General features: G+C 57.9%; 15 protein-coding genes. 10 read left to right on the top strand and 5 right to left on the bottom strand.

What is annotated here, in order from left to right; genetic code table 11:
* The first annotated feature begins 69 nt into the window (after window positions 1-69).
* Entirely contained in the window at window positions 70-687 is a 618-nt protein-coding gene (locus G449_RS0102160) for a nitroreductase family protein (protein WP_022657663.1), read from the top strand.
* A gap of 117 nt (window positions 688-804) precedes the next feature.
* Here the strand turns inward: G449_RS0102160 and G449_RS0102155 are convergent, their stop codons facing one another.
* The 4 genes from G449_RS0102155 to G449_RS15620 are packed head-to-tail and all read right to left on the bottom strand — an operon-like array spanning window position 805 to window position 4906.
* Entirely contained in the window at window positions 805-1647 is an 843-nt protein-coding gene (locus tag G449_RS0102155; protein WP_022657662.1) for a histidinol-phosphatase, read from the bottom strand.
* A gap of 26 nt (window positions 1648-1673) precedes the next feature.
* Entirely contained in the window at window positions 1674-2600 is a 927-nt protein-coding gene (locus tag G449_RS0102150; protein ID WP_022657661.1) for a bifunctional riboflavin kinase/FAD synthetase, read from the bottom strand.
* 41 nt (window positions 2601-2641) lie between these two features.
* Window positions 2642-3139 (bottom strand): hypothetical protein, encoded by a 498-nt coding sequence (locus G449_RS0102145; RefSeq protein ID WP_022657660.1) that lies wholly within the window; start codon window positions 3137-3139, stop codon window positions 2642-2644.
* Window positions 3140-3181: 42 nt separating this feature from the next.
* A complete protein-coding gene (locus G449_RS15620) occupies window positions 3182-4906 on the bottom strand; it encodes a DEAD/DEAH box helicase (RefSeq protein ID WP_245559820.1) in 1725 nt (574 codons plus the stop codon).
* Window positions 4907-5182: 276 nt separating this feature from the next.
* Between G449_RS15620 and hisI the strand changes: the two genes are divergently transcribed.
* The 8 genes from hisI (at window position 5183) to tyrS (ending at window position 12750) form a co-directional block, all read left to right on the top strand.
* Entirely contained in the window at window positions 5183-5599 is a 417-nt protein-coding gene (gene hisI / locus G449_RS0102135) for a phosphoribosyl-AMP cyclohydrolase (protein WP_022657658.1), read from the top strand.
* 12 nt (window positions 5600-5611) lie between these two features.
* On the top strand, window positions 5612-6505 hold the full coding sequence (gene hisG / locus G449_RS0102130; RefSeq protein ID WP_022657657.1) for an ATP phosphoribosyltransferase: 894 nt from the start codon (window positions 5612-5614) through the stop codon (window positions 6503-6505).
* 141 nt (window positions 6506-6646) lie between these two features.
* Window positions 6647-7420 carry a YkgJ family cysteine cluster protein gene (locus tag G449_RS0102125; RefSeq protein ID WP_022657656.1) on the top strand — a complete coding sequence of 258 codons (774 nt, stop codon included), beginning with the start codon at window positions 6647-6649 and terminating at the stop codon, window positions 7418-7420.
* A 380-nt stretch (window positions 7421-7800) separates the two neighbouring features.
* A complete protein-coding gene (locus G449_RS0102120) occupies window positions 7801-9063 on the top strand; it encodes a sulfite exporter TauE/SafE family protein (protein ID WP_022657655.1) in 1263 nt (420 codons plus the stop codon).
* A gap of 2 nt (window positions 9064-9065) precedes the next feature.
* The gene (locus G449_RS0102115; RefSeq protein WP_022657654.1) at window positions 9066-9797 is read left to right on the top strand and encodes a hypothetical protein; all 732 of its coding nucleotides are present in this window, start codon (window positions 9066-9068) and stop codon (window positions 9795-9797) included.
* Between the two features lie 350 nt (window positions 9798-10147).
* A complete protein-coding gene (locus tag G449_RS0102110; protein WP_022657653.1) occupies window positions 10148-11017 on the top strand; it encodes a hypothetical protein in 870 nt (289 codons plus the stop codon).
* Window positions 11018-11175: 158 nt separating this feature from the next.
* Window positions 11176-11424, top strand: coding sequence for a hypothetical protein (locus G449_RS0102105; RefSeq protein ID WP_027180627.1), 249 nt, complete (start codon window positions 11176-11178; stop codon window positions 11422-11424).
* 129 nt (window positions 11425-11553) lie between these two features.
* Window positions 11554-12750: a tyrosine--tRNA ligase gene (gene tyrS / locus G449_RS0102100; protein ID WP_022657651.1), complete on the top strand. Its 1197-nt coding sequence runs from the start codon at window positions 11554-11556 to the stop codon at window positions 12748-12750.
* A gap of 75 nt (window positions 12751-12825) precedes the next feature.
* Here tyrS and G449_RS17615 read toward each other — a convergent pair whose 3' ends face one another.
* Window positions 12826-14643 carry a GGDEF domain-containing protein gene (locus G449_RS17615; protein WP_022657650.1) on the bottom strand — a complete coding sequence of 606 codons (1818 nt, stop codon included), beginning with the start codon at window positions 14641-14643 and terminating at the stop codon, window positions 12826-12828.
* Window positions 14644-14779: 136 nt separating this feature from the next.
* Here G449_RS17615 and G449_RS0102090 point away from each other — a divergent pair, with 136 nt between their 5' ends.
* Window positions 14780-16015: a bifunctional nucleoside/nucleotide kinase/histidine phosphatase family protein gene (locus G449_RS0102090; protein ID WP_022657649.1), complete on the top strand. Its 1236-nt coding sequence runs from the start codon at window positions 14780-14782 to the stop codon at window positions 16013-16015.
* Window positions 16016-16078 lie beyond the last annotated feature (63 nt).

The raw sequence follows: 16078 nt of genomic DNA, 5'->3' as shown, positions 1-16078 counted from the left end.
ACACGAATCTTGCCTGTAATTCATAGCGAACCGCTACTGGAACAAACCAACCAGCACACGGAGAACACCATGATCCGTACCGTCAGACACTCACTTTCCCTGCTGCTATCGCTGGCGGCTCTTGCCCTTATCCCCGCCGCTCCCAAGGCTGTGAGCGCTGCGGACAGCACCGCCCGCATGGAGCTGCCCGCACCCAACAAAACCGGCGGAATGCCGCTGATGCAGGCCCTGGCCCAGCGCCACACTACCAGAAAGGGCTACAGCGGCGCGGCACTTTCGCCCCAGCAGTTGAGCGATCTTTTGTGGGCGACTTGGGGCATCAACCGCGAGGATGGGCGCAGAACCGCCCCCACGGCCATGAACCGTCAGGATGTGCGTCTGTACGTGGCCCTTGAAAGCGGCGTATGGCTCTATGAACCCGCCCACGCCCTCGTCAAGGTGCTGGATGGCGACTGGCGCACCCAGATGGGCGGCGGCTCGCTCACCCTGCTCTACGCCATACCGCAGGGCAACGAATGGGGCGGGGCGCACGTGGGGTCCCTCTACCAGAACGCCGGACTTTTCTGCGCCTCGGCAGGCCTTGGCAACTATGTGCACGTTTCCGGCCTGCACGCTCTTGACGGCAAGCTCCCGCTGACCGAGGGCTGGAAGATATTTATTGTCCAGACTGTGGGCCTGCTGCAGTAAGCGGCGGAACAAACGACAAAAAGCAAGTCCCCGTTCTTCATATGAAGAGCGGGGACTTTTCTATATTTCTGCACCCTGCATCAGCAGGGATGTGCGCCAAAAAACTCATCAAACGTGCTAGAACGTCAGTTCCCTGCGCTCACGGCTTACGCAAATGCGGCTGCGCGAAAAACCAAAGGACGCGGCATAGGCCGCCAATTCCATGAAGTGCGAGCCAGTGTCTTCCATATTGTGCGCATCGGAACCAAAGCTGATGCGCAGACCCAGATCCGCCGCCAAGCGCATGATGACCGGGCCGGGGTAGGGTTCGTGGAAGGGCTTGCGCAAGCCAGCCGAAGAAACTTCCATGGCTGTATCTGTAGCGCGCATGGCCTCAAGCACGGCTGCTATGCGGTCGGTGCTGCCCGGCAGGGCCAGCCATGCCTGAAAATCATCAAAGCAGCACACCTTGATGAAATCCGGGTGGGCCACCACATCCACCATCCCGCTGGCAGCCAGCTCACGCATGGCATCATAATAGGCATCGTAACGCGCAAAACGCTCTTGGCGCTCAACCTCCGGCCCCCAACTGCGGGGAGAGCCTACAGGCACATCGTCCACAAAATGCAGCCCGCCGATGATGTAGTCAAAAGCATAGCGGCTGACCATATCGCGCATCCAGGGTGTGTTGACCGGCAGCCAGTCAAGCTCCATGCCCAGCAGTACACGCGGTTGGGCCTGCGCGCCAGATTTTGGGCTGGCGGTCTGCTCTCTCAAGGCCAGTACTTCGTCGGCATAGGCAGGGAAGGTCACGGAGAGGTCGCCCTTGTACAAGGGGCAGGAATAACCGGGCGGCAGGGGGGAATGTTCTGAAAAACCGTACCAGACCAGATTGCGCGCCAGTGCGGCAGCAAACATTTCGCCCACTGTGGCAAGGCCGTGCGAAGCAACGGTATGGTTATGAATGTCGGCGCAGATCATGGTTTCTCCAGCCGCCCCCGACCCTCCTAAAATGCAGCTTGCGCAAGCAGGGAGCGGGCGTCCTTCACATCCTGGGCAATGCGCTGTTTGAGCGCGTCCACGGAGGCAAAGCGTTCTTCACCCCGCACACGGCCCACAAACTCCAGGCGCATCATCTGACCATAAAGGTTTTTGCCGTCTTCCAGCAAAAAAGTTTCAACACCAAGTTCGTTGTCGCCAAAGGTGGGTTTGCGGCCCACACAGGTCACTGCGGGCCATGCGTGCCCGTCCAGAGTTGCGCGGGTGGCGTACACGCCTTCCACAGGAAGCACCACTTCGGGCTTGCGCTGGTTGGCGGTGGGGAAGCCCAGGCCAGCCCCGCGCCCATCGCCGTGCACAACTTCGCCGCTGAAACCGTGGAATCGCCCAAGCAGGCGCGCGGCCCTCGCCACATCTCCCTGGCCGATAAGTCCGCGCAGAGATGTGGAGCTGACCACCGTGCCATCTACCAGCACGGGTTCAAGCTGTTCAACGGTAAAGCCGGTCAGTGCGCCAAGCTCGCGCAGTACGGTGACCTGCCCCCCACGGTTGCGGCCCAGCGTAAAATCGTAGCCCACCACAAGGCGGCGCAGATGCATGGGTTCAAGAATGGTCTGCACGAATGTTCCGGCATCCAGCGAGGCCAGTTCGCGCGTAAAGGGCAGCTCAAGCACAAAGGGAACGCCCAGCGTTTCAAGCAGGGCGAACCTGTCTTCGCGCGTGGTGAGGGGCATGTGCCCGCGCTCGGGAAAGAGCACCTGGCGGGGATGCGGCCAGAAGGTCATGACCACCGGGGTCAGGCCTTCCAGCGTAGCAACCTCGAGGGTGCGGCGGATAAGAGCCTGATGCCCAAGATGGACGCCGTCGAAATTGCCGATGGTGACGGCCGCACCCGCGAGGGTGCCCAGCGCGTCAACTGAATGGACGATTTTCATTATATATGTCGGTTCCCGAACAGATAGCGCACGCCCGGCGGCTAGATGAGCCGGTCGAAAACGAGTTTGTAAATCTTGCGGATATGCAGCACCAGTTTGAGATTGATGCTCTTGGCCTGACCGGGATCCTGCGTGGAAAAGGAACTCAGGTGCCGGGCAACTTCGCTGAAGTCGCCATCGCCCCGTGGCTCAAGCATGGCCCAGTATTCATTGGCCCGCTGCACAATATGGCTGCTGTGCTTGTCCTTGTACGCCCGCACGTATTCCTGCTGAAAAAGCTCAAACATGCGTGGCGCATCAACAGGAAAAGACCGCGCCAGCGCCAGTCGCCACAGGGCCATGTAGAGCCCCATGAGTTCCGACTGCATCTGGCGGCGGCGCATAAACTGCATGCGCTTGATGCCCAGCAGTTCAAGCTCAAGGGTAAAGTCGGCATCGGCCAGCAATGCCTTGAAATTCTCCAAAGCCGCGCGCGCGGCTTCAGACGGGGCACCGTCTGTCGATGCCTCCTGCGTGGTGAGATCGTCACTGTTCTGCATGGCTGTCACACTTAACTGTTTGCTCGTAAGATCCCCAAATGCCTAGTCTCCGCCCTCGCGGGGCGAACCCTGGCCCTGCCCGTCGGCAGATTGCCCTGCAGTACCCTCGGTTGCATTGCCGCCACGGCGTCGCGAGGAACGGCGGCGACGATTGCCGGAATGCGAAGATTTGCCCTCGCCAGCGCCGGAATCAGAACCGGAATCCTGGGCTGATCCCCCGCTCTGCCCTTCAGAGGCAGCGGGGCTGGCTTCCACTGCGTCCGCGCTGCGGCCACCGGACGGCTTTGGCCGGGCACCGCGTGAACGGCCCAGCTTTGCCTGACGCGACTGACGCTGCTGGCCCTCGGCGGCGCGAGGCCGCCCATCGGGAAAGCGCGTTTCGCACAGGCTTTCCTGATGGCAGGCATCCAGCAGCATGGCCAGAAGCAGTACGTTGTCTTCTTCATCGCTCTGCGTGGCCAGATCGCGCGCAAGCTGGGCATAGCGCCCGACGCGCATGCGTTCAAGCCCGGTCAGATTGCGGAACCGCCCTTCAAGAATGGCGGTCAGTCTGGCTCCGGCTACCCGCGCCACGTCTTCGTCCGAAGGCAGAGGCAGGGGCATTATGCCGATCTTGTAGTGCTTGGCGATACGGTCAAGCTCCATGCGCTGCATCACGTCCACCAGCGAAATGACCGTACCGGCAGCACCCGCGCGGCCTGTGCGGCCTGCGCGATGGATGTAGCTTTCGTGATCTTCCGGCGGCTCGTACAGAAAGACGTGTGAGAGCTGCGCAATGTCAATGCCGCGCGCCGCAACATCCGTAGCTACAAGATATTGCAGCTTGCCCTCGCGGATTTTTTCAAGCACGGCCTCGCGGCGCGACTGCGAAAGATCCGCGGAAAGCTCGTCGGCGCTGTAGCCAAAGCCCTGCAAAACGCCCGTCACATAATGAACGTTGGACTTGGTATTGCAAAAAATAATGGCGGAGGCGGGGTTTTCCGTTTCCAGCAGGCGCACGAGCGCGCGGTCTTTATCCATAGGCTTCACCTCGCAAAAGAGGTGCTGCACTTCGGCCACGTGCACTTCTTTTTGCGAAAGGGAAAGCATGGCCGGTTCCGCCATGAATTCAAGCGCCAGCTTGAGTACATGGGGCGGATACGTGGCGGAAAACAGGCATGTATGGATGCGCTTTTGCGGCAGATAGCTCTGGATTTCCTTCATGTCGGGATAAAACCCGATGGAAAGCATACGGTCGGCCTCGTCAAAAACCAGAACGCGCAGGTCGCGCAGTTCCATGGTGCGGCGCAGCAAGTGGTCAAGCACGCGCCCAGGCGTGCCCACAATAACCTGCGCGCCGTCGCGCAGGGCATCCATCTGCTTTTTATAGCCCACGCCGCCATAAACAGCGACAGTGCGGATGCCTGTTTCTGCAAAAATTACAGCGGCCTCTCGCTCAACCTGAACGGCGAGCTCGCGCGTGGGGGCCAGCACCAGAGCCTGCGGGGCCTTGAGGTCGGCGGAAATATGGGGAAGCATGGGCAAGAGGTAGCAGCCAGTCTTGCCGCTGCCAGTGCGGGACTGCACCATGATGTCGCGCCCGGCCAGCAGATAGGGCAAGGCCAGCGACTGCACGGGCATAAGGCTTTGCCAGCCAGCCCGGCGGCAGGCCGCACTCACGGCCTCGGGCAATTCGTCAAGGGTAACCCTGGGCAGGGCGTCATCGGGTTCGCTGACGGAAATGCCGTGCAACGCGGCATCAGAAGCGGAATCCGCACAATCATTCATAGTGGAATCGTAATCGGCCATGTATTTTCCCGGCGGCACACCCGCCATAACTAAGAGTTTTGCTAACGTGCCAGCATGCCACACCCGGCATGGATTCGCAAGTTGCGCCTTTTGCGGCAGACCATGCCGCCTCAGGAACGCCGCGCTTGCGTCCTGCGGCTCTTGCAGGTAGATTTAACTGTTTGCGCGGAACAAACCACACTATTAGACACCGCATTTTGTCGGCACAACGCAAGCGCGCACAGCCCTGCCAGCCGACACAACAAAGGAGGCCCCATGTCCGCTACCCCTGACGGCAGCGCGGCTCTGGAAGGCAACCCCGGGTTTCAGCCCGACTTCAGCAAGGGGCTTTTGCCCGCCATCGCGCAGGATTGCGACAGCGGCGAAGTGCTTATGCTGGCCTATATGAACGAAGACGCATGGCGCAAAACCCTTGAAACCGGCGAGGCCCATTACTGGAGCCGCAGCCGCAAGGAACTTTGGCACAAGGGCGGCACATCGGGCAATGTACAAAAAGTGCGTTCCCTGCGGCTTGATTGTGACAATGACACAATACTGCTGCTCATTGAGCAGATCGGCGGGGCCGCCTGTCATACCGGACGGCGCTCCTGCTTTTACAGGGAATTGAAGCAAGGTTCGGTGCGGGAATGCTCCCCGCAGGTTTTTGACCCAAAAAAAGTCTACGGTCGATAGAAGGAAACTGTCATGAGCGCGGATACCATGCCCATCATCAAGCTTGGCGTGCCCAAGGGCTCGCTGGAAGAAGCCACCATCAACCTTTTTGAACGCGCGGGCTGGAAAATCCGCAAACATACGCGCAACTATTTTCCCGACATCAACGACCCGCAGATCACAGCCTCGCTCTGCCGCGTACAGGAAATCGGCGAATACATCGAAGCTGGCGTGCTGGACGTGGGCATCACCGGCCTTGACTGGCTGACCGAGCGCAACCACGAAGACAAAGTGGTACGCGTTTCTGACCTCGTATATTCCAAGACCTCCAACCGCCCCTGCCGCTGGGTGCTGGCCGTGGCGGGCGATTCGCCCTACCAGAAGGCCGCCGACCTCGCGGGCAAGCGCATCGCCACAGAGCTTCAAGGCCTGACGCAGCGCTATTTTGACCGCGAAGGCGTTAAGGTTGACGTGTTCTATTCGTGGGGCGCGACCGAAGCCAAGGTAGTGGAAGGCCTGGCTGACGGCATCGTGGAAGTGACCGAAACCGGCACCACCATCCGCGCTCACGGCCTGCACATTATTGACGAGGTCATGATTTCCTACCCAGTGCTCATTGCTAATAAAGAAGCGTGGAAAGACCCCGCCAAGCGCGCCAAAATCGAACAGCTCGATCTGCTGCTCCAGGGCGCGCTCAAGGCAGAAAATCTGGTGGCCCTCAAGATGAACGCGCCAGCGGACAATCTGGCCGCCATCCTTGAAATGCTGCCCTCGCTCAATTCGCCCACGGTTTCGCCCCTGCGCGACACCCACTGGCTTTCGGTGGAATCCGTGGTGCAGATTGATGTGGTGCGCGATCTGATTCCCCGCCTGCGCCTCGCTGGCGCGGAAGGTATCATTGAATACGCGCTGAACAAGGTCATTTAGCATTAGCCGTCCACACAGGCGGCAGCACAACATAACGGCAAGGCGGCCTGCGCAAGCGGGCCGCTTTCTGCCCGCGCGGCGGGCATTTATTGTTTCCCCGCCCCGCGCCGCCGCGCCACGGGCACGCAACCAGGAGCGCCCATGTCCTCTGATGCCAGCCGTGAACTTCTCGACAGCCTGCCCGAACTGAAACCAGATGAAACCTTCTGCTTTGACTGCAACCCCGATGTTCCCTGCTTTAACCGTTGCTGTGCGGAGCTCACCCTGCCCCTGACCCCCTATGATGTGCTGCGTCTGCGGCGCAATCTGGGCCTTGACAGCGAGGGCTTTCTTGGCACCTTTACCACCTTGCGTTCCTTTCCCGACACGGGCTTTCCCCTGCCAATGCTGCGCATGCTTGACGGCCCGGACGAACCCTGTCCCTTTGTGACCCCTGCGGGCTGCTCCGTGTACGAAGACAGGCCCGGCGCATGCCGCTACTACCCCTTGGGGCGCGGCACAAAAATGGCGACTGACGGCGTTTCGGAACGCTTTTTTGTGGTGCGCGAGCCACACTGCCTTGGCTTTGACAAAGGCACCGTGCGCACCCCTCATCAGTGGCTGGAAAATGAGGAGCTAAGGCCCTTCAACACTTCCAACGACCGCTATATGCGCCTCATGGCCATGGTACGGGCAACGGGTCAACCACTTGAACCCCGACTGGTAACTATGATAGTGCTGTGTCTGTTTCAGATCGACAAGTTCCGTGAACTTATCACAAACATGCGTGTATTCTCGCATGTGGACATAAGCGACCAGCGCAAGGCCGCCATCATGGAAGACAGCCAGCAGGGCGATGAAGCCGCTCTTGATTTCGGGCTGGACTGGATGGAACTTGTTATTTTTGGCCAGAGCCAGGGCCTGGCCAAAAAATAGATTGTTTTGAATTTCACAAATACGGCGAAAAGGCGCCCCCCACAGCAATGCGAGGGAGCGCTTTTTCATATCTTGCCGAGGTTATTGAGCATTCAAGCATAGGGAAAAACTGGCGAATACCGGGACTATTTTTTGTAAGCTTGCAGACCGAGCAGCCTTGCTCGTGATAAATTTCTTTTACAAATTCCGGCTAATATGTCAGAGTGACTGGGTACAGGATATTTTGAGCTGGAGATTGATAAAAAACCAAAGAATTCAAGCATATCTACTGACAGAACCCAGCTGTGTGTGACGCGACGCACGGCATTGCCTTAGACGGTTTGTTTGTATTGGGGCCACGACCTCGGCCATTGGCCGGAACAATCGTATTGGAGGAGAGTATGAGTTTTGGCAGACAGGTGTATGAGTTTCTGCTGAGCAGCTCCCAGGCTTATGCCAAATGGGATTTGGAGGTATCCACTTCCATTCTCAAAAGCAGGAAAAAGCTGCTCATCTTGTTGGCTCTTGCAGTTCCCATTCTGGCGGGCTGCTTTGCCGAAGCCTATGAGTATCACGAAATGCTGGGCGGCAAAACCGCCTATGCCCCGGCTTTTTACACCAACACCATCTTTTTGGCATCCATTGCCGTGGGCCTTGCAGCTGGTCTGATCACCGGGTGTATCGGTGCTGGCGGCGGCTTCATCATTACTCCTGCCCTTATGGCGGCGGGCGTGAAAGGCATTTTGGCGGTGGGTACTGACCTGTTCCACATTTTCGCCAAAGCCATCATGGGCACCACGGTGCACAAAAAACTGGGCAACGTTTCCACCAAGCTGGCCATCGCCTTTCTTGTAGGCTCCGGCGCGGGAACAGTTATTGGCGGCGCGATCAACAAAGGGTTGTACAACGCTGACCCGCTGCTTTCCGAACTGTTCATCAGCACCATTTACGCCGTGCTGCTGGGTTTTCTTGGCTTTTATGCCCTGTTTGACTTTTTGAAGAGCTCCCGCGGCGCCGCCGCGGCGAATCAGGACGCGCACGGCGGCAGCGCCGGTATGACAGGCGTTGCCCTGAAGCTTCAGGCTCTGGCCGTGCCGCCCATGATCACCTTTGACGAAGACCTCATTCCCGGCGGCCGCCGGATCTCCGGCTGGATCGTTGCCGCGGGCGGCGTCATCGTGGGCATGCTGGCCGCCATCATGGGCGTGGGTGGCGGTTTCGTCACCTTCCCCATGTTCGTGTACATCTTCGGCGTGTCGTCCATGACCACCGTTGGTACAGACATTCTGCAGATTATCTTTACCGCTGGTTTTGCCTCCATCGGCCAGTACGCCATTTACGGTTACGTGTTCTACACGCTGGCTGTCGGCATGCTGCTTGGTTCGCTGCTGGGCATCCAGGTGGGCGCTCTGACCACCAAGGTAGTCAAAGGCATCCACATTCGCGGTTTTTACGCCATCTCCATCATTGCCGGCTTCATCAACCGTGCGGCCACCCTGCCCAAGAAGCTCGTTGAGCTTGAAGTGCTGAACTGGTCGCCCAGTGTGGTGGGCATTATTGAAGATGTGGGCAACGTGGTTTTCTGGGTTGTCGTTGCTTTCTTCGGCATCTGGGTGTTCAGCAAGTTCTTCTTCAACCTCGGCAAGCTTAGAGGGGAGGCCTGATCATGCTTATTCATGCCAAAGCCCCGTTCTTCCGGGGCAGCTTGATGCTTGTTTCGTTTCTGGTTCTGTTTGCCACCCTGCTCATGCCCATCCTGCGTGACGAAAACGGCAAGCACGTTACCGGCCTTGAATACGCCGATAACGTCTTCAACGAGCTCTCCAAGGGTTCGTCCTACTTTATTCCCGGCGTTCGTGAAAACCTGAAAAAAGTTGACGGCAAGGTAGTGACGATTACGGTCAAGCTCAAGAAGGCCGCCCTTGCCCCCGTTGCCGCCATGGCCCTGCAAACTGCGGGTGCCACGGATGTGAGCGCTACTGACGGCAAGGTTACCTTTACCGGCGACTTGGGCAAGATTCTCACCTCCGCCACTGACGATTCCGATTCCCTGTATCACAACGATACGGACAAGGTTTCGCAGAAATACGGTGGAGAAAATGCCCTTAAAGTGGCTTCCGCATGGTGGTACCTGCTTTCGCCCAGCATCAAGGAACTGCAGAAGCAGCGCCTGATCGCCGAGTCGCAGGTGGTGGACCATGTACTGCGCCGCGCCATTGAGCCGGGCAACAACTTCTACAGCGTGACCGCCGCCAAGGTGTCCGAGCACGTTATGTTGATGGTTGCCATGCTGGTTTTCTATGTGCTTTACACCCTGTGGTACGGCTTTGCCATCTTCGAACTGTTCGAAGGCATTGGCCTTGCCATGACCAAGTCCAAAGTCAAAAAAGAAGGCTAAGGCATAGAACCGGAGACGCACACATCCCCATAGCTCGCGTCTGCTAAAAAATGGGGATATGCCGGCTTTGCCTGGTTGGATATTGAAGAAGCTCGCCTTCCTGAGGAAGGCGAGCTTCTGAGCGTTGATGCCATCAACGCGACCAGCAATCTGGAGCAGGCTGCGGCTTGCCCGCGCTCACCACCAAACACAACATATGCAATCTGATACATTTCACAAAAAGTCTGTCACAAGTAACAGCTTAGGCACAATCGGACTGTATATTATACAAGCAAATATCACTAACACATTGACATAATAACAGTATTAATATATTTACACAGCTTTACAAACTCATTCAAGGCTGTCCCATGAATTCAGACGCTTCATTCTGCCTCTGGAACTCAAGCTGCCATGAGGCGCTGGCCGATGCACAAAACACCGGGGCCAATGTACACCTTGAATGCTGCCTTATCTGGTGCGGCGAAACCTCCTGCATATCTGTGGAGGGCATTGTCTGCGATGTCAACGGCAGGGAAGCCCGGCTTGTTGTGCGTTCCATGAACATGCAGACCCAGAACCCCAGGGCGATGGTAAACCAGGGCAAATTTTACTTCAGCGTCAAGCGGCACATCGCGCAGGATATGGCGGCGCGCCTTGGCGTATACGGTACCGCGCAGATTCTCGAAACAGCTGTCGGCCCCAGTGGCGAAATGCTGTATTTGGGCCTGCGCTTTTCACGCCATGTGACTGTACGGCAGTTGCGCAGCAGCAAGCGGATACCCTGGCGCGCTGAATACAGCCGCATGTCGAGCGTACTGCTCACGCCGGAGCGCCCCGACACCACCAACGATTTACGCATCATGCTTGGGGCATACAGTCAGGTGGCCCCGCCAGCCACCCGCATTCTGGATGTTTCAGAAGGCGGGGCATGCGTCTGCATGCCAGAAGAACTGGCGATGCCTTCCTTCACCTCCGATGCAACCTACCTGTTTTTTCTCCAGCCCAGCGTGGTGCCTGTTACTGCGCCTCCCTACGTTTTTCTTGCCAAGCGGGCGGGTTTTGGCAAGGCCCCTGACGCACGGGGCGTTGCCGTGCGCCTGCGCTTTCAGGAAGAACTGGACTGGAGCGCCCGCCGTGCCCGGCTGCGCTGGCTCAACGTCAAGGGCGGCTCCCCCCGTTTGCGTCAGTGCCTCACCAAATACACCGATGCGTCAAAAGATCAGCAAGACTCCGCCTAGACACACGTACTCGTATCATCCCTGCTTTTACCACGGCCTCACCCCTTGCGCTTTCTCCCAATCCGGGTTTATGGCCCCAAAATTGCATCCTTTATGGCAGAATTGCCGCCATGCGGAAAATTTGACCCATGCAGGTCATCAACATAAAGGACACCGTCATGAAAATTTCCGGACTCAATCCCACTCCGGCCTTTGCCTTCCCTGCCATGGAAAAGGATGAAAACACCGCTGCCAGCGCGCCCTCACGCGATGTTGTCAGCCTGAGCGCCCCCAACCTGCTGGCAGATGACGAAGTGGACGGCGTGCTTGACGACACCATGAGCATGATCTCGCAAAATCCCATGGACGCGCTTTCCGTTCACAGCGGCCTGAGCGCCAGCCGCGTTGCCTCGCTGCTGAGCCTGTAGGCTGGCTGATTCTCTGCGGCATGGTTTGACACTATCGCCGCCTTGGGGGTATCACTTTCCGTCTACGTCGGCGCATATTCTTTTTTTGGTCCGGCGTTTTTTACCGAAGCCAGCACAGAGGTAAGGGTGATGACGGATATTGACCGCCAAATGGCCACCATCAAGCGCGGCATGGCCGAGCTGATTGACGAGAATGAACTGCGCAAAAAGATTGCGCGCGGCAAGCCGCTGCGCATCAAGGTGGGCTTTGACCCCACCGCTCCTGACCTGCACCTCGGGCATACGGTTGTTATGCACAAGATGCGTCATTTTCAGGAACTGGGGCACCATGTCATCTTTCTTATCGGCGACTTCACGGGTCGCATAGGCGACCCTTCCGGCCGCTCGGAAACCCGCCCCCCCCTCACTGAAGAGCAGGTTCTTGCCAACGCGGAAACCTACAAAAAGCAGGTTTTCAAAATTCTTGATCCGCAGAAAACCGAGGTTGCCTTCAACTCGGCCTGGCTGGGCAAGATGGACGCCACGGGCTTTATCAAACTGGCTTCCAGCTATACAGTTGCCCGCATGATGGAACGCGATGATTTTGAAAAGCGTTTCCGCGAGCAGCGTCCCATATCAATCCACGAATTCCTGTATCCGCTGTGTCAGGGTTATGACTCTGTCGCCCTCAAGAGCGATGTGGAAATGGGCGGCACTGACCAGAAGTTCAACCTGCTGGTGGGCCGCACCCTCCAGGCGCACTACGGCATAGAAAGCCAGTGCATCCTGACCCTGCCTCTGCTCGAAGGCACCGATGGCGTGCGCAAGATGTCAAAATCTTACGGCAACTACATTGGTATTGACGAAGCCCCTTCCCAGATTTTCGGCAAGGTCATGGCCATCTCTGATGAGCTTATGTGGCGCTACTATGAGCTGCTCTCGGCCAAAAGCCTTGAAGACATTGCAGCCCTCAAGGCTTCCGTGACCAGCGGTGAGCTGCACCCCAAGGCCGCCAAGGAAAATCTTGCCCACGAGATGGTGGCCCGCTACCACAGCGAAAAAGATGCCGATGAAGCAAAGCAGGGCTTCAATGCCGTTTTTGCTGGCGGCGGCGTGCCGGACGACATGCCCGAGCACCAGTGCGACAGCGGCGAAGACAGCACACCCCCGGTATTTCTTGAGGCCGCAGGCCTTGTTAAAAGCCGGGGCGAAGCCAAACGCCTGATGAAGGAAGGTGCGCTCTCCATCGACGGAGAACGCTGCGAAGACGCCGTCACCCCGCTTGTAGCCGGGGAATACGTGGTCAAGCTCGGCAAAAAACGCTTTCTCAAGCTGAAGGTGCGCTAAGGCGCAATCATCCTGAATACTTGAAGAAACGCCCTTGTGCAGTAGGTGCAGACCTGCCGCGCAAGGGCGTTCTTTTTATGCGCCAAAACCCTGACCCTCCGAATTATCCTCGGCGGGCGGCAATAAATTGTCCGCGAGGCATACGCGGTTACGCCCACTGTTCTTGGCCCGATAGAGGGCAAGGTCTGCCCGCTTCATCATATCTTCCAGAGGGTTTTCCACGTCTGCCTGCAAATCCGCCAAACCAATGCTGACTGTAAAGCGAATGTCCCTTTCGTTGTGCCATACGACCATTTCTTCCACGCGCCTTCGCAACCGCTCTGCAATGACCTCCGCCTGCTGCGGCACAACACTTGCCAGCAAAATGCCAAATTCCTCGCCGCCAAGGCGTCCCACATGGTCAGAGGTACGCATGGTGTCATGCAGCAGTGCGCCAAGCCCCTTCAGCACGGCATCGCCCGTATCATGCCCGTAAGTGTCGTTGATCTTTTTGAAATGGTCGATATCAAGCATAAAGAAAACCATGTTCAGGCCGTAGCGCTTGGCTCTTTCAATCTCGAACTGAATTTTTTCCAGCAGATTCCTGCGGTTGTTCAAGCCCGTAAGCGCGTCTGTGGTCGCCAGCGAGTACAGGTCTTCAATGCGTTTTTCCAGGCTTTGCTGTGTCTGCTTGAGTTCTGTAATGTCAGAGGCAATAACAAAAAAACCCCGCACCTCCCACCCATCCATATCCGGTATGTAGCGGGACAGCACATAGCCTGTTGAACCGTCGGCCCTGGCCCTTTCCTGCTCAAAGTCCTGTGGTTCGCCGCGCAGGGTCGCATCAATGAGGGGGGCGCATTTGGCAAGCAGTTCCTCGCCCAGCAGGGATCGCAAGTCCATGCCGATGATCTCTTCCTCACCCTTGCCAAACCATGCCCTGTACATTTTATTGGCGTAATGGCACCGCCGCCCCGCATCCCAGTAGGATACCATGATGGGTGCGTGGTCCATCAGGATACGGATGAACTTGTCGCGCGAGCGCATGGCGCTTTGCAGTTTTTCTGTGGAAAGTTCAGAACGGCGGAGTCTGCGCGCTTCCACCATCAGGAGGGAGGTTGAAAGCAGTGCTGCTGCCAGCCATATCAGCACCTGAATGAGCAGGTCGCTATGCCAGTGAGCATAGCTGCTTTCGGTGCTGATGATTGTTCCCACCACCATAGGGCCGCCCGCCAGAAAAGGCGCTGCCGCCTGCTGCAAGGCAAGCATGGACCGCGCCCCATCAGCCCGCATGGGCTGGGTGTGCAACGCTGCCGCATCAGGTGCCATGTTTGCAATACTCTCCGCCAGAAATGCATTTTCAGCGTTGTCCAGGTCGGCAAAGGGCAGCAAAGGACGGCCAGAGGCTGTATAGACGGCGACTTTAGCATCTGCGCGGCTGAACGCATGCGCCAGTTTGTATCCCCAGAATTCTGGTTTCAGGGCAATGATTACAGAAACGGAGGGAAGCCCGCCCCTTGCGGTGGAGCGGGAAAAAACGGCTGTGGACGCAGAAGAAATAGCGCCAGTGGAGGCCAGGGGTACCCCGTTGAGCTCGACAGCAATGGCGGCGACAAAGGGATTATCCCGCACCAGACCTTGCAGCCTGTCGGCAAGCTGGTCTTCGTCCCTGGTGGTAATGGCGGCGCTTTCCACCGTGTCTAGCAGATGGGTGATGCCGCCCACTTCCATTTTGACAATATTGACGGCAATGCTGCTTTTAGAGAGCAACAGACGCAGCTCATTTTCCTGGAGCTGAAAATAACCATCCACCACGTTGGCGCACAGGACGCCAGCAAGCACGACCAGCCAGACACTGTGGATGGCCCAGTGTGACCGGGAAGCCAGCGTTCTGAAAAAGGCCGTGATGCTCATGGCAAGACTCGGCAGGTAAATATGTTTATTGCATGATACTACCGCTATCGCGGGCAGGCAAGGAGCGACCCGCCCCATCCCGCAGAGTTCTTTTATTTTTTTCTCTTTTCTCCTACCATGCAGCAACGGAGGTCGTATGCAGAAACTTTATGTCGCCATGGTCGGTCTGCCCGCAAGGGGAAAATCCACTCTGGCAAAGCGCATCCGCGATGGGCTTGTGACCGAGGGCATTGCCGCAAAGCTGTTCAATAACGGCGACATGCGCCGCGCGCTCATTGGTGCGGAATCCACCGACCCCAATTTTTACGATCCCAACAACAAACTGGGACGAGATGCGCGCGAAATGATCTGCATGCGCAACATGGAGATTGCCCGCGAATGGCTGACCAAGGACGGCGAGGTGGCCATTCTTGACGCCACCAACGTTAGCCGCGCGCGCAGGCACCTCATAGAAACCACGCTCACCGACTACCCGGTGCTCTTTGTGGAATGCGTCAATGAAGACCAGCTGTTGCTCAATGCCTGCATACGCCGCAAGACCACCCTGCCGGAATACGCCTCCTATACGGAAGAAGAAGCCCTTGCCAGCTTCATGAAGCGCATCAGCTACTATGACACCATCTACGAGCCATTGCAGGACGAAAAATACTGGCTGCGCGTTGATTCCACAGCCAACCGCATTCTGGACGAGCGCCCCTGCGAAAGCTCCCCCTACTACCCCGCTATCCGCGAAATGGTTGTCAGCGTGTGGATTCAGTGCCTGTATCTGGCGCGCCACGGGCAGACGGAATTCAACCTGCGGGGCCGCATTGGCGGCGACCCGCCGCTCACAGCCACGGGCCGCGCCCAGGCGCTTGCCCTTGCCGCCCACCTGCGCGACAAGCCCATTGAGTGGGTGTTTACCTCCACGCGCATACGCTCGCACGAAACGGCAACACCGTTGCTGACCGAACGGCCAGAGGCGCATGCCATGGCCTTTAAGGAATTTGACGAAATCTGGGCGGGCGATTGCGAGGGCATGCTCTACAGCGAAATCCGCGAGCGCATGCCCGAGGTCACCCAAGGCCGCAACGCCAGCAAATACACCTACACCTACCCCAATGGCGAAAGCTACGCACTGCTGCGCGAGCGGGTACAACGCGGTTTGCGGCGGGCGCTTTTTCTGGCTGGGGATGCGCCCCTGATCATTGTGGGGCATCAGGCCATCAACCGGGTGCTGCTTTCGCTCTTTCTGAGGCAGCGCAATGAAGACGTGCCCTTTATCTACATTCCGCAAAACCAGTACTACCACATCAGCCTGACCCCGCGCCGCAAGGTCTTTGAACGCGTGCCCTATGACGGCGGGCCGGGGGCCAGCCTGCTGGCTGAATAAAAAATGGCTGCGCCTCCATTTGCCCACGCGTCCATCAAACGCAGGCAGATAGGGGCACAGCCC

The sequence above is a fragment of the Desulfovibrio desulfuricans DSM 642 genome (genome assembly GCF_000420465.1).
Taxonomy (GTDB): Bacteria; Desulfobacterota; Desulfovibrionia; order Desulfovibrionales; family Desulfovibrionaceae; genus Desulfovibrio; species Desulfovibrio desulfuricans.
Note: the sequence above shows the minus strand (reverse complement) of the source record. Positions and strands in the feature narration are given on the sequence as shown.